We start from the raw sequence: 21,438 nt of genomic DNA, 5'->3' as shown, positions 1-21,438 counted from the left end.
CAGGGAGTTCATAAGTTGGGAGAGCTGTGCATATCAGCAACGAGCTCAAATACCGCCTAATGGCCCTTGGCACCCATAAAAAATTGGCCGAAATGAAGCGCTGTTCTTTCAAAAGCTTAGCTCATGCGGAAAAATACTAGATTTTTTTGCCATATGCACAAACTGCGATCTACATCACAGTTCTATCCAAATCCTATAGCAAATCAACACAATGAAAATTTTACATAATAGCATTTAAATAACCTGAAAGTATAAATACGCGAAACATAATTTATATACAATTATTATGGCATAGATACTCTAAGTAAATGCGTATACCTCTAATATATCTAGTGCATATTATCATAATCACTACTAAGTGATGACTAGTGAAGTGCACATAATAAGGCGCCCCCTCTGGGAAAGTTGCTGCGTAAAAGTCAGGGAGCCATAAATGAGTAGTCTGTTGCCATCCTGCGGTCTGCCGCAAACCTTCAAGTTGCATCTCACAAGATCAGGGTTTCTTGCCGCCTGCATCGCTGCGCCACTCGCTTTGGCTGCGCCTTCGCACGCAGAAACGCCCCCCGCCTCCGCGCCTGCCACAACATCAGGCCCTCAGCTCATCGAAAAATCCGACAATGGCAACACCTACGCCATGCCAGAGGATTATCTGGCCGTCACCGTTGCTCCGCCCTCCAAAACTCCCTACGCCGATCCATTAGAGAGTGATTTGTCCATCTGGGTTGGTGAGGTGGAAATTGAGGGCCGCAAGACCCTGTGGGTCGAGTTGATCGATACCCACGGCGAGGTCATTTACAATTCCGAGGTCCAGCAAAACGAGACGCATCTGCTGCCAGATGGCAGAGCCATTGCCGTCACCGTGATGCAACCTGCCACTCACAACAAAGCACTGCAGTCTGCCAGCCTGAAGAAAGACCAGTCCCGCGTGCCAACTGATGAGCGCTTTGTCATCACCCGCAAGGAAGCTTTTGCCCCGGCGCTGGATACGCAGGTGAACCTGCTGGAAGTGCAGCCCGTCCCGAAGGAAGTCCATAACTCCTTCATGCTACGCGCAGGTGAGAACGGCGAGATCCTCTGGAAAGCCACCAAGGATGCCATCACCTGGCTGGAAAGCAGATCCTGACGAAGACTGGACTGCGCGCAAATCGATACTCTCTCAAATCGCATTTAGCGCACTCATTCGAAAGCCACGCACCCCGTGAGCAATTTTGTTCTCATGCGCAATTGCAAAGAGAATAATATCCTAGTCTGACGCACCCTTTGGCAGCCCATTTCTTGTTCTCGTGAGGTCAGCACAGTAGCGTGGTCTCAAAAGGGGTAAACACCCGCATTCTGATTTTTGGTCATACGAATTATTTGAGAGAAACTATGGATACGCGCGCCTCTGCCATCGAAGCCATCGGCAACACTCCACTTATTCGCCTCAAAGGCCCCTCCGAGCGAACCGGCTGTGAAATTCTCGGCAAAGCCGAGTTCATGAACCCGGGCCAGTCCGTCAAGGACCGCGCCGCGCTCTTCATCATCAATGACGCAGTCAAACGCGGCACGCTCAAGCCCGGCGGCATCATCGTGGAAGGCACGGCTGGCAACACCGGCATCGGCCTCGCGCTGGTTTTAAGAGCCCTGGGCTATCGCTCTGTGATCGTCATTCCGGAGACCCAGTCTCAGGAAAAGAAAGACATGCTGCGTATCGCAGGCGCCGAGCTGATCGAAGTTCCGGCTGTCCCCTATAAGAACCCGAACAATTACATCAAAGTCTCGCAGCGCGTTGCTGAAGAGCTGAACAGAGCCCACCCGCAAGGCGCCATCTGGGCCAACCAGTTTGATAACACCGCCAACCGTCAGGGCCACATTGAAACCACCGCTCAGGAGATTTGGCAGCAGACCGACGGCAAAGTGGACGGCTTTATCTGTGCAGTCGGCACCGGCGGCACGCTTGCCGGCACCGGCATCGGCCTGAAGGAAAAGAACCCGAACATCAAGATCGGCCTTGCAGACCCACACGGCGCAGCGCTTTACAACTATTACGCCCACGGCGAACTGAAATCTGAAGGCTCCTCCATCTCGGAAGGCATCGGTCAGGGCCGCATCACCGCCAATCTGGAAGATGCACCGATCGACATCCCTTACCGCATTTCTGATGAAGAAGGCCTGCTGATCAACTTCGAACTTCTGGAACACGAAGGCCTTTGCCTTGGCGGCTCTTCCGGCATCAACGTCGCTGGCGCCATCCGCTTGGCAAAAGAACTCGGCCCCGGCCACACCATCGTCACCATATTGTGCGACTATGGCACCCGTTATCAGGGCAAGATGTTCAACCCGACCTTCCTGCGCGAAAAAGGTTTGCCAGTGCCAGAATGGATGGAACGCAAGTCCGAAATCGCCATTCCATTTGAAGCTGCCTGACCTTAACGGAAAGAACTGCACAATACGCCAAGAGGTTTTGACCATTCCTCTTGGCACAGCTATAAGTAGGTCCTCGCATTACAGGAGTTGTAGCGCTTGGAATCCTCATTTAGCCTTCTTCCCCTGATCGCAATTTTCAGTGTTCTTTTCTATGCTTTGGCAGTCATTTGCGCCATTCGCGAGATCATGTACTCGCGCACCTCGCAAGGCAGCATTGCCTGGCTGCTCTCTCTGTTTTTCATCCCCATGCCAACGGTCCCGCTCTACTTCGTCTTCGCATGGAAGCGGCTGGATGATTACATCGAGGTCCGCGATGATATCTCCCAGATCGAAGCAGACGTCCTCAATCGTCACACACCGTATGTAGACAGCGCAGCCAACACCCAGTGGCCTGTGCACACCCGTGTAGCCTCGGTGCCTTTTCTCGCCAACAACCAGTGTGACCTGCTCATCGATGGTCCAGCCATGTTTGCCTCCATCATTGAAGGCATCCGCACCGCCGAAAGGCATGTTCTTGTCCAGTTCTTCATCATCCGCGAAGACAGCGCAGGACTGGAACTGGCAGATGCCTTGATAGAACGCGCCAAAGCGGGCCTGCACGTTTGTCTGCTTTACGACGACATCGGCTCCCGCTCCCTTTCCACACAGTACCTCACGCGCCTGCAGGACGCTGGTGTCCGCGTCAGCGCCTTCAACAGACGCCACCGCCTTATGCGCATGCTCGGCCCCATGCGCCTCAACTATCGCAATCACCGCAAAGTCGTGGTCACAGACAGCAAACACTGCTGGATCGGCGGTCACAACATCGGTGAGGAGTATCTGGGGCTGTCCAAGGAGTTCGGCCACTGGCGAGACACCCACGTCAAAGTCACCGGCCCTGCAGCACTGGCAGCCACACTGTCCTTCAGCGAAGACTGGCAATTTGCAACGGGCAAGACATTACAGCTGGAGCTGCCCTCCACCTTCTCCCAAACGGGTGGGGAAAGCGTCATGGTCATGCCAACAGGCCCGGCGGACATTCAGGAAGACTGCGCCATCACGTTCGTGGAGAGCATTTCAAGAGCCAAGGACCGCATCTGGATCGTCAGCCCATACTTTGTACCGGGCATCGAGGTCCTCACAGCCCTCTACGCAGCAGCTTTGCGCGGTGTGGACGTCCGCATCCTCCTGCCGGAGAAAGCCGATCACTGGCTCGTCTGGCTCGCCAGCTACGCCCATGCAGATAACCTCGCCAGCCATGACATCAAGGTCTATCGTTATCTGGAAGGCTTCCTGCACGAAAAAGTCATCCTCATCGATGAGGAACTGGCAGGCATCGGCACAGTCAACTTCGACAACCGCTCCTTCAACATCAACTTCGAGATCACCCTCTGGTTCACGGGCCAGAATATGATCAGGAAAACCGAAGAGATGCTGCAACAGGATTTCAAAGGCGCTCGTCAAACAGATCGCCTCGAACTCAACAACCGCCGCTACGCCTTCCGCGTCCTCGCCCAAGCCGCCCGTCTGTTCTCACCAATACTTTAGTTTTTGATGAGGACAGTTCAGTAGACTTGCGCGGGGGCAGTAAAATACGTTAGGGCCAATTGAGAATAATAACCCAGAGGGCCTTTCGCATGTATTTTGTGCCTGAACTAAGTGTGATGGCGGGCTTTACCCTTGCTGCCTTCATCCTGTCCATTACTCCTGGACCGGACATGACCTTCTTCATGAGCAAAACGCTCACACAAGGTCGCAAAGCGGGACTGGTTGCGATCATCGGCGCAACAAACGGCATCATGATCCATGCGTTTCTGGCAGCCGTTGGCATCTCCGCGCTGCTCGCTGCATCTGAGTTCGCCTTCCAGATCCTCAAAACAGTGGGCGCGCTCTATCTGGTCTACCTGGCCTTCCAGATCCTGCGCAACGGCTCAGCCCTCTCATTGGAAGAAGGCGAAGCATCCCGCGAAACACCAAGAGCCATCTGGGCTAAGGCTGTCACGATCAACCTGCTCAACCCGAAAGTTGTGCTGTTCTTCGTAACCTTCCTGCCACAGTTTGTGTCCGCATCTGATCCATACGCAACCTCCAAACTGCTGTTCCTTGGCTTCTTCTTCATTCTGCTGAACGTGCCAAGCAGTCTGGTAATGGTGTTTGGGGCCTCTGCTGTCTCCAAGTTCCTGCGCAGCTCACCGCGGGTGATGCGCATCCTCGACTATTCTTTCGCCGGCATCATGGCAGCTTTCGCTGTGAAGCTGCTCAGCGCACGCACCACCGCTTAAGATCACCAGTTAAAGGTGCGCCAATTCATTTCATGGCGCACCTGTCCAATCCATTTGAGATTATCCCATGACCGAACATTTGTACCGTGAAGATGCTTACTTGCGCAGCAGCGAAGCCGCTGTAAACGAAATCACTCCGGAAGGTGGCATCATTCTGGACCGGACCTGCTTCTACCCCAATGGCGGCGGCCAGCCGGGGGACTGCGGCTCGCTTGAGCTGGAAGATGGCACCCGCATTCCAATTGCAACAGCTGTTTATTCCAAAGATCGCAGCCAGATTGTGCATGTGCCGGCTGATGGCACCGAGCTTCCCGCAGGGCTGACCAGCGGCGCAAAGATTACTGCGCACATTGACTGGGAAACCCGCTACAAGCGCATGCGTGTCCACACTGCTTTGCATCTGCTCTCCGTCGTGCTGCCCTTCCCCGTCACCGGTGGCCAGATCAGCGATGGCACAGGCCGTCTGGACTTTGACATTCCAGAGGCTGCACTGGACAAAGAAGAGCTGACAGGCAAGCTGCAAGACCTCATTGCAGGCGATGATGGCATCACTCAGGAATGGATCACCGACGAGGAGCTGGAAGTAAACCCGGGCCTTGTTAAAACCATGAGTGTAAAACCACCTATGGGCAGCGGACGGGTAAGGCTGATAAGAATTGGGGAAGATGTTGATTTGCAGCCATGCGGCGGAACGCACGTGTCGCAAACCGCACAGATTGGCAAAGCTGTCATCACTAAGATAGAGAAAAAAGGCCGTCAGAACAGACGCGTCCGTATCCAGTTGGAGGACTAAAACATGGCACAGGACCCGATTGTTTCGACAAGCTGGCTCAAAGACCACCTTGATGCTCCTGATGTAGTTATCATTGATGCTTCCTGGTATCTGCCTGCCATGGAGCGCGACGCCAAAAAGGAATACGAGCAAGAGCATATTCCCGGCGCACTGTTCATGGACATTGACGACGTGTCCGACCAGAATTCTCCACTCCCGCACATGATGCCAGAGCCACATGTATTCTCATCCAAAATGCGCAAGATGGGCATTGGCGATGGCCAGACCATCGTTGTCTATGATGGCATGGGAATTTTCTCCGCAGCCCGCGTCTGGTGGATGTTCCGCGCCTTTGGTGTAAAAAGCGTCTTCGTGCTGGACGGCGGTTTGCCTGCCTGGAAGGAAGAAGGATATCCGGTCTCTGACGAAGTGCCAGCCCGCATGGAACGCCACTTCACAGCCATGCTGAACAACGACATGGTGCGCAACCTCAACGAGGTGCAGGATGCCTTGGAAACCAGCAGCCACCTTGTGCTTGACGCACGCGCACCAGAGCGCTTCAAAGGACTGGCACCGGAACCTCGCGAAGGCGTGCGCGCCGGCCACATGCCAGGTGCTCTGAACCTGCCGTTTGGCTTGCTGCTGAACGATGGCAAGCTGCGCTCTAAGGAAGACCTGCAGAACATCTTTGCGCAAGCTGGCGTCGATGCCACCACTCCGGTAATCACCTCTTGCGGTTCAGGCGTAACAGCTGCTGTCATCACCCTTGCTCTGGAGCAAGTAGGCTTCACTAAGAACGCACTTTATGATGGTTCGTGGACCGAATGGGGCTCAAGTTCAAAGACCGAAGTTATCAGCGAACCAGCCTGAGTTAAACCAGATTCACATTCGCAACAAAGCCCTGCAAGTCATTGACCTGCAGGGCTTTTCTTTACGCCACAGCCAACACGTCCTGCACTGCAAGCGCATCTTGTTTGCCAAGTTCAGCAGTTTCCGCAATCCATGCAGCGCGCTCGTCCTCACCCGCCAGATAGGTTGGCGAGAACATCTTGAAGCTGTGCTCCTCAAACCCGATGAAGTCCAGAATCTGACGTCCCATCACCTTGTCATGCGCACAGTCATAAAGCTCTTCATAATAATGCGCGGCTGTATCACTGGTGATGATCACACGTGCGCTGCGGCCTTTGAACAGTTTGGCAGGCAGCTCTTCCCCTTCCACAATCTGGAAGGCAACACCCGGCAGCAGGGCCCGATCCAGCAGCCCCTTCATAGGCCCCGGCATACCACCCCACCATAGCGGATAAATTGGCGTCCAATGACTGCACCATTTCAGGTTCTCCTGAAATGCAGCCACATCCGGTTCCAGCGCCTGATCTCCTTTGAAATCACCTGAGAACAGCGCACTCTCAAAGCTCATAGTGCTCAGGTTCATTACACGAACCTCCGCTCCGGATTGACGTGCAGCTTCAGCGTATGTTTCAGCCAGCACATGCCCAAGGCGATCCTCTCCGAGATGACCGCTAAACACAAAAATTCTGTTTGTCATGGAAACTCCATTTATTTGACTGCGGTCAACTTATTTTCAAAATATGACTGTAGTCAATTTATTTTTTTGACCATAGTCATATTATTCAGATTGAGGGAACCATGCTTCAGGGCAAACAAAAACGAGCACAGGAAACCCGCCAGCGCATTTTGGTGGCGGCAACGAGCCTGTTCAATGAAGGCAATTTCAATGCGGTCAGCACAGAGAGCATTGCCGAGCAAGCCAACGTTTCCAAAGGCACGCTCTTCGCCCACTTCGGCGACAAGCTGGGACTGTTTGCCGAGATCGGCCTGAAGGAGCTGAAAGCCTGCGTGGACAGTCTTCACAAGGCAGCAGAAAGTAGCCCCCTCAATGGGCGGGATGTATTGAATCAATCTCTCATGGGAATTCTGGAATACTTTGAAAAACAACCAGAATTCCTGCGCATCTTCATCGATGTTGCTGGTTGGGAAAAAGGCACCAGAGCGGAAAACTTCATCAATGTCGCAATCAGCATTGATGCGCTCTTTCAAGCAAGTGTTGAGAAGGGCCAGCAGGACAAATCTATTCGAGCAATTGATCCAAAACTCGGCGCAGTCTCCGTCCGCGCTTTCATGATCCACGTCGCAATTGGCCGTGTCTGCGGCGAGTACAAAGACACGCAACAGCAGCACACCGAAGTTCAAAAGCTGCTCTCATTGGTGCTTTAGACGGCGCTATACGCCATAGATATCAAACGCAGTCTTCGGCGCTTTGCCACCTGTCAGCTTGGTCAACACATAAGGCCGCGTGCCTTTCAGGTGGCGTGCCGTTTCAAACTCCAACGCTTCAATCACCCCATCACGCGGGTGCTTGTGCATGATTTCATCCACGCTGGACTTGGCAAGACGGCGATGCCCTGCACCAAACAGATCACACATCGCCCCTCGGTTCACCAGATACGCCTCACCCCCATGCGCCCGCGCTGAGACATAGGCATTCAGATGCAGCGCAATCGCGTCGCCCACCCTATGCACCGTATCAGCATCATGCCCACAACTGGAGAGATGATTGCACGCCACTTCAGCCCCAGAGATCGCAAAGCAACACTCATGCACTTGGATCTCACGATCATTGATCAATCCACTGTCGTGCAAGATCGCCGCTGAGAACAAGAGCTCCCGATCAAACGGCACACCTGCATACTCCCCCAGCAGCACGCCAAACAGATAGGTCCGCCAGCTGTGATGCAGCAATCTCGCATCATGCGTCTCAACAGCAAAATCAAGGCTATCGCGCACCAATCCCGTCTCAACAGGCAGCAGCGCTTCCAGCCCAGAAGAAACCGGCGACAACAAGCCCAACCGGTCTTTCACGCTGTCACCCAGCTCAACCAACTGCGTGCGCACCAGATTGCCAACCAGTTTGAGATGTTCCAGAGGCGTCAGCCGCCCCTTGCTGTACGCCCCGTCGCGATTGCCCCAATTCAGGCTACCCATCACGCGCTCAGAGGCTCTGCAATCCTTTGCTGTCACAGACATAACTCGCTCTTCCAAAAACAAAAATAATTATGTACCGTATCGCATCAATATTTAGAGCTCAATATTTTTATGCGAAGCAGTACATAAATGAGTCCATCACGCCCACGCGGACGCCCGCGCCTTTTTGACAAAGACGAAGCGCTGACCACAATTCAGCAGATTTTCTGGAAAAACGGTTACTCGGCAACCAGTCTGGATCAGATCTCCGCAGAAACCAAAATCAACCGCCCAAGCCTTTACGCCACCTTCGGCTCCAAGAAGGACATCTACATCAAGTGCCTGGAGCACTTTGCCGAAATGATGGGCAAACGCACCGAAGCAGCCATCCTGTCTGAGACAGAGATTTCACGGGGCCTGGAGAAGGTTTTCATGCAAGCCATGGAGATCTACCGGCCCAAAGCAAAGAGTGACGGCGGCCCGATGGGCTGCTTCGTCACCTGCACAGCCCCGTCTGAAGCAGGTGCAGATGAAGAGATCAAAGAAGTCCTGAAAATGGTCCTCGACCGGATCGACCAGACCATGCGCGAAACCGTTGAGGCGGCGATCAAAGACCGGAAAATCCAGCCCAAACAAACCGCTGAAATCACCGGTCACCTGCTGGGCTGCCTGCTGAACGGCCTGTCCCTGCGCGCCCGGTCCGGCACCTCGCGAGACGAACTGGAACGCACAGCAAAAGCAGGCATCGAGCAAATTCTTGCATGACATCTGCATGCAAACAAAGCAAATCATGCCGCCCATCGGCAAATAGAAAGTGCACCGGCTTTCAACACCGGTGCACTTACAGTCACTCACTCACCCATTCAAATCAGGTCATGGCACCTTGCACCACGAGGGCCTGATCAATAGCAGCCTTAAACCGGCTCGCTACCTTCGCAAATCCATCAGACGTGCCGTGGATTTCATCCACCCAATCCGTCAGGTTTGGCATGGCCCCCCGGCAGTCAACCACAATGACATTGTCATCGCTCGCCGCCAGACCATCAAGCATAGCATAGAGCTCATCCAGCATTGCGCTGATGATCTTACGTCCAAGCACGCTCGGAATATTGCGGTCTGACAGTGGTTCACCCAGCCACTCATCCTGAGCCGCATGCAGCGGATCACGCGTATCTCCCTCCCATCTGAATGGGAACACGTAATCGTATCCATGCACGAAGACAGGCATCTCCTGCAGCTCGGCAACACCGCGAATATCGCTGATCACCCGCTCATAAGCCCCCTTGAGGAAAGCAAGTTTCTCATCAAACACCACACGGTCGATGTGCCCTTCCACATCAGTAATATCGCCGTTAAAGTCTCTCAAAACGTCAAAGAGCACTGCAACACCGGTATCCGGATCTTCGCCGATCACGTCATTCCCGGCAGCCGAGAACAGGAACCCGGACACCTGATCCTTGTATTCAAGCAGCGCGGAGAGATACTCACGCCGCCGCGCCCGGTTCGCACCATACACCATGTTCTGCGCCGTATCCCCGGCAGCGTCTAACGAGTAAATGTTGAAGTGTGCGCTGAGATGATCAATGACGTCATCAATCAGGATCGGAAACTGGAACCAGCTGTCTCCCTCAGAAATCAGCATTGGCCGCTCTGGATGATCCCTGAGCGCATCTTTGAACCGCCAATACCGCCGGATACGAGATGCCCAATTGCCGATCTGAAGAGCATTCTCAAACTCCTGATCAGCCTCAGTCATCTGCACCATGTCAGGCTTTATCTTGAACTGTATGTCAAATGCACCTGAATGCTCAACCACATCACAGTATTTTAGAAGTTGTTCCTCTGGGACACTTGGGTCCCGAGCAATTTTCAAAAACTCATCATATGTAATTTTCATAGTATTCCCCCTCCTAGATTTACAGATAAACTTTACACAAGAGGTGAGTTTATGATTAAGCTTGCCATATGCAGATAACAATTTAAAGGTACTTTTCATGACCCTTAAATTACAAAACTTAAACAATGTATTACTTGAAAAAGCGACTCATAGATTACAAAGCCGTCTGGGGGATTTAAACAAAACACGCAGTGCAATTCTTGCAGGTACACAAGCGGAAACAGATAGCCGGGAACGCTTGAATCTCTATCAGAAACGGCAGGCCACACTCGCCTTATCAGAAGGCTGCGCCATCTCTGCGCAGCCCTCAATCTTTGAGGAAGACGTGCAGGATCTCTCAAGACTGGGCAAGGAAGCTTTGATCGGCACGCGCAACGACCTCCTCCCAATCGAGTTCTTTGAATACGGCCTTTATGCCGCGCGCTCAGTTGGCAGAATTGAGCATGTTGAAGGGCTTAGGTTCGGCACCGGCTTTCTGGTTGGGCACGGTCTCATCATGACGAACCACCATGTTTTGCCCAATGAGCACGAAGCACGCCAGCACTTTTTCGAGCTCGGCGCAGAAGCTAACCGCATCGGCAATCAGACGCCCTCGAAAATCTGCTCCATCGAACCAGACCGCTTTTTCTGGGCCAACGAAGAACTGGACATAGCCATCGCGGCCGTCGTGGACGAAGACCCGAGCTTCATTCCACTGGACCATTATGGCTGGCACGCCCTCATCCGTCAGCAAGGCAAAATCAAGAAGGGAGATCCGATTAATATCATTCAGCATCCCCTTGGACGCAACAAAGCCGTGGTCGTCCATAACAACCACCTTCTTCATATTGAAAATGGAACTGATGCACACATGTTTTGCTGGTATTCCGGCGATACGCAAAAAGGAAGCTCCGGTTCCCCTGTCTTTAACAGTCGCTGGGAGGTCGTCGCCGTACACCACATGGCAATCCCGCAAACCAACACACAAGGTGACATTCTGGGCAAGAACGGCCAACCCATCAGCCGGGCAAACGCACGCAGACACCCAGACCAGATCGCCTACGCAGCCAACGAGGGTATCCGCACCTCCCGTATCGTAGATGCACTGGAAACTGCTCAGTTCACCAAAGCCCACCACGCCGACATCCGCGACTTCCTCCTAAAATCATGGAGCAGCCCCGGCGCCCAACGCAGAGGCCTGCGCGCCGCAGTAAGAAGCGCACAGGCTTTGTAACTCTGCAACATCATATTATAGCAGGCAGATACATTAAGCACCCAACCGTATCCAGATGCCTGGAAACTCGTAGGAGTTCGGGCCGATCTGTGTCGCTGGCTTTGCGGAAGAGCTGGTCTGCGGTTTGAAGTTACCGGTGGTCGCAATCTCCAGAACATCACCTGTCGCAGGATCATAAATCATGGCCTTATCCGTATCCGTCAGATGACGCGTACCAGCAACCCAATGCATCGTATTGGTGCCCGCATACTGCACCAGAATAAGGTTCACCTGATTGGTCTGGAACGGAATACTGGTCACGTTGGACAGGCTCACAGTCTTGCCGAGCTTGTTCTGAATCAGGTCTTCCTCACGATTGAAGAGATAACCACCAGCCGCATTCAGAACTTTGAAGTTGTTGAACAAGCCTTTGCCGAATGCAGTGTAATAAGTAATGTTCTTTGCCAGACCCGGGGCAAGAGTTTTCGCAACAGCAACCATACCCGAAGGGCTGTTCTCCAAATCAACTGTTCCGTCATTTTCTTTATAAAGTGCAGTTGGACCTGGCGAAGCTGTGAGATCAAGTTCCAGATTTCCTGAAACTTTGTAAGTCTGCGTCGTCACCACCTCAGCAATCTGCAAGCGATGATAGATCAAATGACTCAGCCGCCATAAATTAATGCGCCCTGGATCGGTTGTGACATCATAACCTTTGGTGAGATCGGCTGCGTTGAGCGTATCGACATCAGTCGCTTTGGGCATGAAGCCCAGTTGAGCAAGAGCTGCGTTCACACAGTAAGCACCACAGGATTTAGGGGAATGCTGGACGATACCTTCGTAGAGGTCAAATTCTGCCATTTTTACTTTTCCTTGTTGAGAGCCATTGCTCTGCAAGGAAAGACGTGGCGGCAGGCAAACTGTGAAAACGGCAGACAGCAGACAAGAAAAAAGCCCCGCTGAAACAGCGAGGCTTTGAATTGGGAACTCTGTCCAGATCAGTGATTGAGGATCTGGGAGAGGAACAGCTGAGTACGTTCATGCTGCGGATTGGTGAAGAACGGCTCAGGCTCATTCTGCTCAACAATCTGCCCCTGATCCATAAAGATCACGCGGTTTGCCACTTTACGGGCAAAGCCCATTTCGTGGGTCACACAGAGCATGGTCATCCCCTCTTCCGCCAGACCGATCATCACGTCCAGCACTTCCTTGATCATCTCAGGGTCAAGCGCGGATGTCGGCTCATCAAACAGCATAACCTTCGGGTTCATGCACAGCGAACGGGCAATTGCCACACGCTGCTGCTGACCACCGGAAAGCTGACCTGGGTACTTGTTGGCCTGCTCAGGGATCTTCACGCGCTCAAGGTAATGCATCGCAACTTCTTCAGCCTGCTTCTTAGGCATCTTGCGAACCCAGATTGGAGCCAGCGTACAGTTCTCCAAAATGGTCAGATGCGGAAACAGGTTGAAGTGCTGGAAGCACATACCAACTTCACGGCGGATCTCATCAATCTTCTTGAGGTCAGAGGTCAGCTCAATACCGTCGACAACGATCTGGCCCTTCTGATGCTCTTCAAGACGGTTGATACAGCGGATCATCGTGGACTTACCAGAACCCGATGGACCACAGATCACGATACGCTCGCCGCGCATAACCTTCAGGTTAATGTCGCGCAGAACATGAAAGTCACCATACCATTTATTCATGCCGTTGATTTCGATAGCCACATCGGTATCCGAAATCTGCATTTTTGAGCGGTCCGCCTGAACATCAGCGAGATTTGCGTCACTCATTTTTATTTCTCCGAGTTTCTCTTGGCTTGCGCCAGGCGACTAGCGATGGCCGGTATGCAGTTTGCGTTCCAAATACATCGAATATCGGGACATTGCAAAGCAGAAGATAAAGAACATGAACGCGATAAACGCATAAAGTTCCACAAAAATACCATTCCAACGTTGGTCAGCGAGCGTTGGCGCAACCAATCCGAGAGGATCCATAAGGCCAATAATCAAAACCAGTGTGGTGTCTTTGAACAAGCCAATGAAGGTGTTCACGATACCTGGGATGGAAATTTTGAGCGCTTGCGGCAGAATAATCAGACGCATGCTCTGCCAATAACTCAGCCCCAATGCATCCGCAGCTTCATACTGCCCTTTCGGCAATGCAGCCAGACCACCGCGAATGACCTCAGCCATGTAAGCACTGGCAAAGAAGGTCACCATGATGACAACACGCAGCACGATATCGAAGTTCACGCCCTTTGGCAGGAAGTAGTTGAGCAGAACGTGCGCAACAAACAGCAAGGTGATCAATGGCACACCGCGAATGAACTCGATGAAGATAATCGCCAGAGACTTCACAATAGGCAGATTGGAACTGCGAGACAGCGCAAGAACGATACCGATCGGAAGCGAGAACGAGATACCGGAGACACCGATAATCATGGTCAGCAGCAAACCGCCCAGCTTAGTGGAGGAAACCGGCTCAAGACCAAAACCACCCCAAATCAGCCAGAACGCCACAAATGGGTATGCCATAGAAGCCATCAACGCTGTACTGCGCTTTGGCATACCATCCCAAAGGGCGGGTACAAGAGCTAGGAACAGCAGCACGAAAGCCAGAATCGGACGCCAGTACAGCTCAGTTGGGTAAAAACCAAACAGGAACTGATGATAACGCTCACGAATAACGGCCCAACAAGCACCATTTTCTGTCAGTGCCCGGCATTCATCCAGAGAGTTCGCATTCCAGACTGAATCCACAAACGCCCAATTGACCACACCCGGCACGGTTGAATACACCACAAAAATTGAGAGCAGCGTCAAAATAGTGTTCAGCGGCGACGAGAACAGGTTTTCACGGATCCAGCCGACAGCACCAGTTGTACCCTGGGGAGGTGGCAACTGAGGCTTTTCAGAGGTCGAGACAAAGGCGAAATTATTTTCACTCATGTTAGCGCCCCTTCAGCTTTACGGATTCGTTGTAAAAGTTCATGACTGCTGAAATAGATAGTGAAATCAGAAGATATGTTGCCATCAGAAGCAACATGCACTCCATCTCACGGCCTGTCTGGTTCAGTGTAATACCGCCCAGTGTGCCAGTCAGATCCATGTAACCAACCGCAATCGCCAAGGATGAGTTCTTGGTGATGTTCAGGTAGTTGGAGATCATTGGTGGAATGATAATGCGCAAGGACTGCGGCAGAACAACAAGGCTCATGGTCCGTTTAGGACGAAGGCCAAGAGCATACGCAGCTTCCGTCTGCCCTTTACTGATCGCCATGATGCCTGCGCGAACAATTTCCGCAACAAAAGCTGCAGAGTAGATGGAAAGCGCAAACCACAGAGCGATAAGCGGGGTACCAACTTTAAGGCCGCCCTTCAGGTTAAAGCGTCCGGCAACAGGGTAATCAAGGCCAATCGGCATACCAGAAGCGAAATAAGCCAAAACGGCTGGTACAATCAAAATACCAAGCGTGATGTAGCCTACAGGCAGGATCTGACCAGTCGCTTCCTGACGCTGACGCGCCCAACGACGGAATACAAAAATGCCACCGATGGAAGCGAGCAAAACTGCAACAACAATCTGGTAGCCACCATCGAAGGTCAGTCCAGGAACATAGAAACCACGGTTTGTTGCATAAACCGCCCCTTCAATAACTGGTGCTTTGACAGCCTGCTTGGGGGTTGGAAACACATGAATGAAGACAGCGTACCATGCCAGAATCTGCAGCAGCAGCGGCACGTTACGAACGCCTTCAATGTAAACCGCCATCAAGCGGGAGACGACCCAGTTATTGGAGAGACGCAGAACACCGACAAAAACGCCGATGAGTGTTGCAGTCACGCAAGCCAGGAAGGCAACCAGCAGTGTGTTGAGCAAGCCAACAAGTGCCGCTTTCCAGTGTCCTGAAGCGGATGTATATTCTACCAGCATCTGACCAATGTCATAGCCTGCTGGCTCAAATAAGAAACCGAAATTGAAATCTTTGCCAAGTGCTTCGAGGTTCTCGACAGCATTGCCGATGAGCATCATCACAACAGACAGAGCAACGATAAGCGCGATAATCTGGATCGTATAAGACCTGTATCGAGCATCTCGCCACAGTTGCGAAAACTGGAAGCTATTATCGGCTGGTACGGTTGAAGTGCTCATAAGTAGCCCGCCTTATTTATTATGCTTAGAAAAAAGGGCGCTGTCATCTTACAACAGCGCCCCTTTTGTCAGATCTCAATCAGATCAACGGAATGGAGGTGCGTACTGCAGACCACCTTCGGTCCATGTCGCATTCAAACCACGAGCCAGATTAACTTTGGTCTGTGTGCCCAGGTGACGCTCGAACATTTCGCCGTAGTTACCAACGGATTTGATAGCTACGAGAGCGAAGTCGTTACCCAGACCAAGGGATGCACCCATTTCACCGGAAGCACCAAGCAGACGCTTAACTTCTGGATCTTTGGTGTTAGCGGCCATGTCGTCTGCATTTGCAGCGGTGATGCCTTTTTCTTCCGCAATCTTCATTGCATTCAGAACCCAACGGCCAATGTCTGCCCACTGATCGTCGCCATGACGGACGAGCGGACCGAGAGGCTCTTTGGAGATGATTTCAGGAAGAACGATATGGTCGTCCGCGTTCTCGAATGTTGCGCGGGAAGCAGCCAGACCGGAAGCATCGGTGGTGTACACGTCACAAGCGTCTGCAAGGTAGTTTGCACGACCTTCAGTGTTTGTCTCAATGGACAGCGGCTCGTAAGACATGCCTTCAGCTGAGAAGTAGTCAGACAGGTTCAGCTCTGTTGTTGTACCAGTCTGGATACAAACAGTTGCACCGTCCAGCTCTTTAGCAGAAGCAACACCAAGAGACTTCTTCACCATGAAGCCCTGACCATCGTAGTAGCTCACACCAAGGAAAGTGAACTTCAGGTCTGCATCACGGGAGAACGTCCATGTGGTGTTACGGGACAGGATATCCACTTCACCGGAAGCCAGCGCAGTAAAGCGGGTCTTACCAGTGGTTGGTGAGAAATCAACTGCATCCGGATCACCAAGAACAGCAGCAGCTACTGCACGGCAATAGTCAACGTCAAAGCCCTGCCATTTGCCGTTTTCGTCGGTGTAAGAAAAGCCTGCAAGACCAGTGGAAACCGCGCAGCGCAGCTTACCGCGCTCTTTCACGTCTTCGAGAGTGCCGGCAGATGCTGCAGACAGAGCAGTCGCTGCGAACGCTGCACCCAGCGCAACTGGAAGGATCATTTTTTTCATAGAATTGGAGCCTCTTTTTCTTGTCCAATTTTAAAATTCATCACCGGAAGTAGCAGGCTGTTCTCCTCCTCTAAGAAAAACACCCAGGACAGACATGTCAGCGCATGTCCTTAAAGCCCCCCTATTGGCTTCAACCACTCCTCGCTAAGCATTCGATGATATTTCTCTAAAAACGTCAAGAGGTTTTTATTAATAAGTTAGTCTACGAGGTGCTATTCATCAGCGATTGCAAAGTTTCTATGCAATTTATATCTCAGCTGCACGCGCTTTAACCATTAATCAAAATTGCAAAATATAGTTATTTATACACCAGCAAACAAATTAATCCAAACAATACTGAAATAGAGAGGAAATATTACTTAGACTACAAGCGCAATGAAAAAACTAACCTTAAAAACTGACCGCATAATCTGAGCAATTTTCTTCAAAAATACGTATTTCACACTAACCTTTACAATCCCACTGCACAAATAATACGCAATTTTACGAAAATCCCACAAGGAAGTCTATCTTCCCTATGGGCAAATAGCGTTCAGCTATACTGGTGTATTCAGGGTGCATTTATTGCGGATAAATCGCCTAGAAATTCGGGTCCTTGCGTTTTTCCTTGTAGATAAGCCATAGATTTCGGAAATAAATGATCAATCCGAGCCCCTGTCCCGCAATAAAAACCGGATCCTTCTTGACGATAGCGTAAGTCAAAAGGAGCGATCCACCCCCTATTGAGAAGAACCAAAAAGCCACCGGGACAATCGATCGCCCCACCCGCTCAGAGGCAATCCATTGGATCATAAAGCGCATCATGAACATGAATTGCGCGACAAATCCCCAAAGAACCCAAAAATCCCATTGAGCGACGAAAACATCATAAAACCAGTCATACAAACCCGAGAACATCAATGGTCCTCCTTAGCAGGAGACACATCCGAATCTGTCACCATCACCACTTCAGGAATGACTTTTCGGCGTCGGCGCAACCACCACACACCAAACAGATCAAGAACTCCGACAAGCGCCCGGTCAAAGATCCCATATTTCGAGACACCGTGCTCACGCTCACGGTCAACCACATCCACGTGGACCACCTCATATCCTTCGCGGATCACAAGCGCCGGCAAAAACCGATGCCAGCTGTCAAAATACGGCAGCTTTAAAAACACATCACGCCGTAACAATTTGAGCCCGCATCCACTATCCCGCGTATTGTCTTTCAGGATTGCACCACGCAACTTGTTAGCCGCTTTGGAAGCGTAACGTTTGAAGAGGCTGGCTTTTCGCCCCAGTCTTTGCCCGGCAGCAAGACCAACACGCACACCACCCTTCTCCATCGCCTCAAGCATTTCACGATAATAGATCGGATTATTCTGCCCATCGCCATCGATCGTGGCAACATACGTGCCCCGCGCATGCAACAACCCTGTACGCACAGAACAACTCTGCCCTCCAGACCGTTTATGATGGATCAGCCGCAAAAAACCGTGCTCCAACGCATAGCGGCGCAAAACCTCAAGACTATCATCAGTAGAGCCATCATCAACCACAATGGCTTCAAACCTGTAGTCCTTCAAAGCTTCCGCAATTTCATCCAGCAATGGAGGAAGATTATCTCTCTCATTCTTGGCGGGGATAACGACGCTAACGTCAATCTCATTCACACCAGCATTCTTGGTCATTCCAGTTACCCCTACCCTGAGACGGAACTCCGCTCAGGCTAAGGACAACGACCTCAATCAGCCCGGAGTGTCTCCGATTGTTTTTGTACGGGAGAAAAACTGTCAGATCGCGCTGCTCGCCAGGACCTCAAACATAAAGCCGCAGAGATACTGCTCATGATCGGTTGCACACCGCCTTTATCATCAAATGAAAACCCGATCCGCCGACGAGCCATCCAACGAGCACAGCAATAAGAAAATGCTCCACCTATGATAATGCCAGCGACAACATCACTGGGATAATGAGCTCCCACAATCACTCTGCTGGCAGCAATCCAAAGCCCCACAACCGCAAGCAGCCACCGAAGTCTGGGAGCAATCAATGCCAAAGCAACGATCAGAGCACCAGCCGTTGTCGAATGCCCGCTTGGAAGGCTCGAAAGCTTTGCCTCCCACGCGAAGAAGTCGAAATACATTGGCCCCATTTCATCAAAAAGGGTTGGTCGGGCACGCCCGATATTCCATTTCAGAGCAATGGCCAGCAGCCCACTAACAGCGACAACAAAGAACAGATAACTCCCGTATATCGTCAGATACGACACTGCCATCTTTCTACGAAACGGGAGGCGCTGCCAGCCGCCAAAAATCATTGCTAGAATCCATAGTCCCGTTGGGAACAGGATCCAGTCAGACTTGCCGACATCTGTAATGACCTCGAAAATATCATGATAGGCAACGGGCAGTTTCCGAGCCCAAATCGGGCTACTGTGGTCCAGAAAGACCATCGCCAGACCGCACAGCCCAATCAATAAGGCCGCAATATTTTGTGGCTTCAAAAGTGGAGGAAGAGCAGCAGCCGCAACAGAGCTCCGTGCTTTCCGGTTTTTCAAAATTGCAGAGGTTTGCCCAACATGCCGTCTCGCATTATTGCCAGCAACACGTAAGGTCTCAATCAGACGCTCACCAATTGATGGAGTGGAACTTTCTTCCCGCGGAGCATCTTCCTTGTAGCTTTGCTTATAAGACGCAGCACTGTCGGCATCTCGTTTGAAGGGTTGCGCTTCGCGTGATTTATCTTTTGTTTGATCCACGTCCTGAACTGGACGCTCTAAGGTATCGATGGAGCCGTCATCAATCATCACGTCGCCCCACCCGCAGAAAAAATGTGTATCAGCAATGCTTTACCGCCATTGATATTCAGGCCAGATACAGTTGATACGTCCGAAGTCTTCATCCCCAACCGAAGAGCTTCCGCATCAAACCGATCCAGCTGCCGTCCTTCCACCAGCACGACTCTGCAGGTCCCCTTAGGCACTCCGACTTTCTGGCTTCCATCCGCCAAAAAACGCGCCGCAGCTTCTGCGCCAAGTAATTTTGTTTGCGTGCCCTGCAAAAATACGAAGCTGGGCTCATAAAAACCTACTGTTGCAACGTCTTTCCGCTCACATCCCGGGAGCTGCTCAACAACTTCCACGAGACGGCTGGAAATCCAGATGATCGACAATGCCGGACCAGAAAATGCCCAGAAACCGACAAACATCAGCAAAGCGGAAGACCCCACCGTCGGCAATGCTCCAACAAGCTCCCCGCCAATCAGTTTACGAGTGGCTGATAACGCGGCAATGACAGCCAACCCACACAGCACAACACCGGGAGGAGACGGCCACAGATCAAGCAGCAAAGGCCCAACAAAAACAGCAATCAAAATGCCCAGCGGCACCAGCAAGAATAAAAACGCCGAGGCATATCGCCAATAAACGCCGGCCTGTTTTGCTCTGCCAGTCGTCAACACACCTGCCGCCAACAGCGCCAATACTGGCATCATCGGCAGTGTGTAGTGAGGCAGCTTCGTTGAAACCAATTCAAATATGACCCACGACGGGATCAGCCAACACAACAAGAATCTATAACAATATTTATTCAATTCTTGCCCAATTCCCTTAAAAACTACAAGGAGAAAAGAGGGGATTGGCCAGAAAATAACGAAACTGATTAACAGGTGCGTGAGTGGTGGAGCACCGTGAGCCTCTCGCCCGGTTCCCACTTTCCCCCAAAGGTCACTGCCCAGCGCATCCCGGAAGAACACACCCTTTGTTTCAATGTAAATGGCAATAAGCCATGGGGAGACCAATGCAAGAAACAGCAGAAAACCGGCGATTGGAGCGAGTCCTCTCAACCACGAGATTCGTCTTTCCCAAAGAACCAACGACAGGATGGTTAGGCCGCATACCATAAGAATGATCGGCCCCTTGATAAGGGTGCCCAGCGCCAACCCAACCCAAAAGAGCACGGCAGAAGCCCAAAGCGCTTTGCTTTGTTGCGCTATCCATACTCGAGCCAAAGCCCCTTGAGACAACATCACACATGCCAGAAGCGCTGCATCCGTTTTAGCCAAATGTGCTTCAACATTTAAAATGAGAGCTAATGTAACAAGCAGCGCACTTAAAAAGGCCTCCTGCTCCCGGAAAAATGCTCGCCCAGTCCAGTACGTCAGCAACACAGCTGCAATTGCGCCAATCACAGAAGGGAGACGATAAACCCAAATGGGCGCATGCTCTCCATATCCTAACAGTTTGGCAGCACCCACTTGTGCCCAGTAAATTCCGATAGGTTTTTTGTTTCGTGCCAGCTCTTGATAGTGAATGGAAACGTAGTTGCCTGTCTCCATCATCTGTTTGGAAGCCTGAGCAAATCTCGGTTCATCACGATCAAGCGGGGGAACGGACATCAACCCCGGCAGGTACAAGCACAGACACAAAAGCAAAAGAATGATCGGGGCCAGCCAGTCGCGCGCCACCAGACGAAGCCAAATAGCCTGCTGATCAGACCTCTCAACCTCATCCTCACTCAGAGACATTGCAAGATTCATTTGCGCAGACATAACCGCCTTGAGGCCCTCCACACTCCCAAAAAAAACATGGTCTGAGAGACTGCCGCTCCCTGAGAACAATACGCAGCCGATCATCTGGAACACATTCCCCAAAACTCCCCACTCAAATGCACGGTGGGCCTAA

Annotated in this window: 21 protein-coding genes; 9 read left to right on the top strand and 12 right to left on the bottom strand. The window is 51.8% G+C overall.

All coding sequences use genetic code 11. From position 1 onward, the window contains the following. Positions 1–433: 433 nt before the first annotated feature. The 6 genes from PsAD5_RS12695 (at position 434) to sseA (ending at position 6,309) form a co-directional block, all read left to right on the top strand. Positions 434–1,123: a hypothetical protein gene (locus PsAD5_RS12695; RefSeq protein ID WP_063292380.1), complete on the top strand. Its 690-nt coding sequence runs from the start codon at positions 434–436 to the stop codon at positions 1,121–1,123. 245 nt (positions 1,124–1,368) lie between these two features. Next, positions 1,369–2,406, top strand: a complete 1,038-nt coding sequence (locus PsAD5_RS12690; RefSeq protein ID WP_063292379.1) for a cysteine synthase A — start codon at positions 1,369–1,371, stop codon at positions 2,404–2,406. A gap of 96 nt (positions 2,407–2,502) precedes the next feature. Beyond that, positions 2,503–3,933, top strand: coding sequence for a cardiolipin synthase (gene cls, locus PsAD5_RS12685; protein ID WP_063292378.1), 1,431 nt, complete (start codon positions 2,503–2,505; stop codon positions 3,931–3,933). Positions 3,934–4,022: 89 nt separating this feature from the next. Further along, positions 4,023–4,667, top strand: a complete 645-nt coding sequence (locus PsAD5_RS12680; RefSeq protein ID WP_063292377.1) for a LysE family translocator — start codon at positions 4,023–4,025, stop codon at positions 4,665–4,667. A 67-nt stretch (positions 4,668–4,734) separates the two neighbouring features. Beyond that, a complete protein-coding gene (locus PsAD5_RS12675; RefSeq protein WP_063292376.1) occupies positions 4,735–5,460 on the top strand; it encodes an alanyl-tRNA editing protein in 726 nt (241 codons plus the stop codon). A gap of 3 nt (positions 5,461–5,463) precedes the next feature. Beyond that, complete coding sequence (sseA, locus tag PsAD5_RS12670; RefSeq protein ID WP_063292375.1) at positions 5,464–6,309, top strand: 3-mercaptopyruvate sulfurtransferase; 846 nt, start codon at positions 5,464–5,466, stop codon at positions 6,307–6,309. A gap of 61 nt (positions 6,310–6,370) precedes the next feature. On the opposite strand, the gene PsAD5_RS12665 is transcribed toward sseA, so the two are convergent. Continuing rightward, a complete protein-coding gene (locus PsAD5_RS12665) occupies positions 6,371–6,985 on the bottom strand; it encodes an NAD(P)H-dependent oxidoreductase (RefSeq protein ID WP_063292374.1) in 615 nt (204 codons plus the stop codon). 101 nt (positions 6,986–7,086) lie between these two features. Between PsAD5_RS12665 and PsAD5_RS12660 the strand changes: the two genes are divergently transcribed. Next, positions 7,087–7,674 carry a TetR/AcrR family transcriptional regulator gene (locus tag PsAD5_RS12660; RefSeq protein WP_057464415.1) on the top strand — a complete coding sequence of 196 codons (588 nt, stop codon included), beginning with the start codon at positions 7,087–7,089 and terminating at the stop codon, positions 7,672–7,674. Positions 7,675–7,680: 6 nt separating this feature from the next. Here the strand turns inward: PsAD5_RS12660 and PsAD5_RS12655 are convergent, their stop codons facing one another. Continuing rightward, positions 7,681–8,484, bottom strand: coding sequence for an HD domain-containing protein (locus PsAD5_RS12655; RefSeq protein ID WP_063292373.1), 804 nt, complete (start codon positions 8,482–8,484; stop codon positions 7,681–7,683). Positions 8,485–8,571: 87 nt separating this feature from the next. Between PsAD5_RS12655 and PsAD5_RS12650 the strand changes: the two genes are divergently transcribed. Then, positions 8,572–9,186: a TetR/AcrR family transcriptional regulator gene (locus PsAD5_RS12650; protein WP_084405960.1), complete on the top strand. Its 615-nt coding sequence runs from the start codon at positions 8,572–8,574 to the stop codon at positions 9,184–9,186. Between the two features lie 103 nt (positions 9,187–9,289). Here PsAD5_RS12650 and PsAD5_RS12645 read toward each other — a convergent pair whose 3' ends face one another. After that, positions 9,290–10,318 carry a hypothetical protein gene (locus PsAD5_RS12645; RefSeq protein ID WP_063292372.1) on the bottom strand — a complete coding sequence of 343 codons (1,029 nt, stop codon included), beginning with the start codon at positions 10,316–10,318 and terminating at the stop codon, positions 9,290–9,292. A 97-nt stretch (positions 10,319–10,415) separates the two neighbouring features. Here PsAD5_RS12645 and PsAD5_RS12640 point away from each other — a divergent pair, with 97 nt between their 5' ends. Beyond that, a complete protein-coding gene (locus PsAD5_RS12640; RefSeq protein WP_084405959.1) occupies positions 10,416–11,531 on the top strand; it encodes a trypsin-like serine peptidase in 1,116 nt (371 codons plus the stop codon). A gap of 33 nt (positions 11,532–11,564) precedes the next feature. On the opposite strand, the gene PsAD5_RS12635 is transcribed toward PsAD5_RS12640, so the two are convergent. The 9 genes from PsAD5_RS12635 to PsAD5_RS12595 form a co-directional block, all read right to left on the bottom strand. Continuing rightward, on the bottom strand, positions 11,565–12,368 hold the full coding sequence (locus tag PsAD5_RS12635) for a hypothetical protein (protein ID WP_063292371.1): 804 nt from the start codon (positions 12,366–12,368) through the stop codon (positions 11,565–11,567). A 137-nt stretch (positions 12,369–12,505) separates the two neighbouring features. Then, positions 12,506–13,303, bottom strand: a complete 798-nt coding sequence (locus tag PsAD5_RS12630; protein WP_063289166.1) for an amino acid ABC transporter ATP-binding protein — start codon at positions 13,301–13,303, stop codon at positions 12,506–12,508. A 39-nt stretch (positions 13,304–13,342) separates the two neighbouring features. Next, positions 13,343–14,461, bottom strand: coding sequence for an amino acid ABC transporter permease (locus PsAD5_RS12625; protein ID WP_063289167.1), 1,119 nt, complete (start codon positions 14,459–14,461; stop codon positions 13,343–13,345). A gap of 1 nt (position 14,462) precedes the next feature. Then, positions 14,463–15,665, bottom strand: coding sequence for an amino acid ABC transporter permease (locus PsAD5_RS12620; protein WP_063292370.1), 1,203 nt, complete (start codon positions 15,663–15,665; stop codon positions 14,463–14,465). Positions 15,666–15,749: 84 nt separating this feature from the next. Beyond that, positions 15,750–16,772 (bottom strand): amino acid ABC transporter substrate-binding protein, encoded by a 1,023-nt coding sequence (locus tag PsAD5_RS12615; RefSeq protein ID WP_063292369.1) that lies wholly within the window; start codon positions 16,770–16,772, stop codon positions 15,750–15,752. Between the two features lie 579 nt (positions 16,773–17,351). Further along, a complete protein-coding gene (locus PsAD5_RS12610) occupies positions 17,352–17,669 on the bottom strand; it encodes a lipid-A-disaccharide synthase N-terminal domain-containing protein (RefSeq protein WP_063292368.1) in 318 nt (105 codons plus the stop codon). Continuing rightward, entirely contained in the window at positions 17,669–18,445 is a 777-nt protein-coding gene (locus PsAD5_RS12605) for a glycosyltransferase family 2 protein (protein WP_084404487.1), read from the bottom strand. Before PsAD5_RS12605 ends, PsAD5_RS12610 begins: the two co-directional genes overlap by 1 nt. 53 nt (positions 18,446–18,498) lie before the next feature. Further along, the gene (locus PsAD5_RS12600) at positions 18,499–19,563 is read right to left on the bottom strand and encodes a phosphatase PAP2 family protein (protein WP_063292367.1); all 1,065 of its coding nucleotides are present in this window, start codon (positions 19,561–19,563) and stop codon (positions 18,499–18,501) included. Next, the gene (locus PsAD5_RS12595; RefSeq protein WP_208981935.1) at positions 19,563–21,305 is read right to left on the bottom strand and encodes an ArnT family glycosyltransferase; all 1,743 of its coding nucleotides are present in this window, start codon (positions 21,303–21,305) and stop codon (positions 19,563–19,565) included. Before PsAD5_RS12595 ends, PsAD5_RS12600 begins: the two co-directional genes overlap by 1 nt. Positions 21,306–21,438: the final 133 nt, after the last annotated feature.

Source organism: Pseudovibrio sp. Ad5 (genome assembly GCF_001623095.1).
In the GTDB taxonomy this organism is placed as follows: Bacteria; Pseudomonadota; Alphaproteobacteria; order Rhizobiales; family Stappiaceae; genus Pseudovibrio.
Note: the sequence above shows the minus strand (reverse complement) of the source record. Positions and strands in the feature narration are given on the sequence as shown.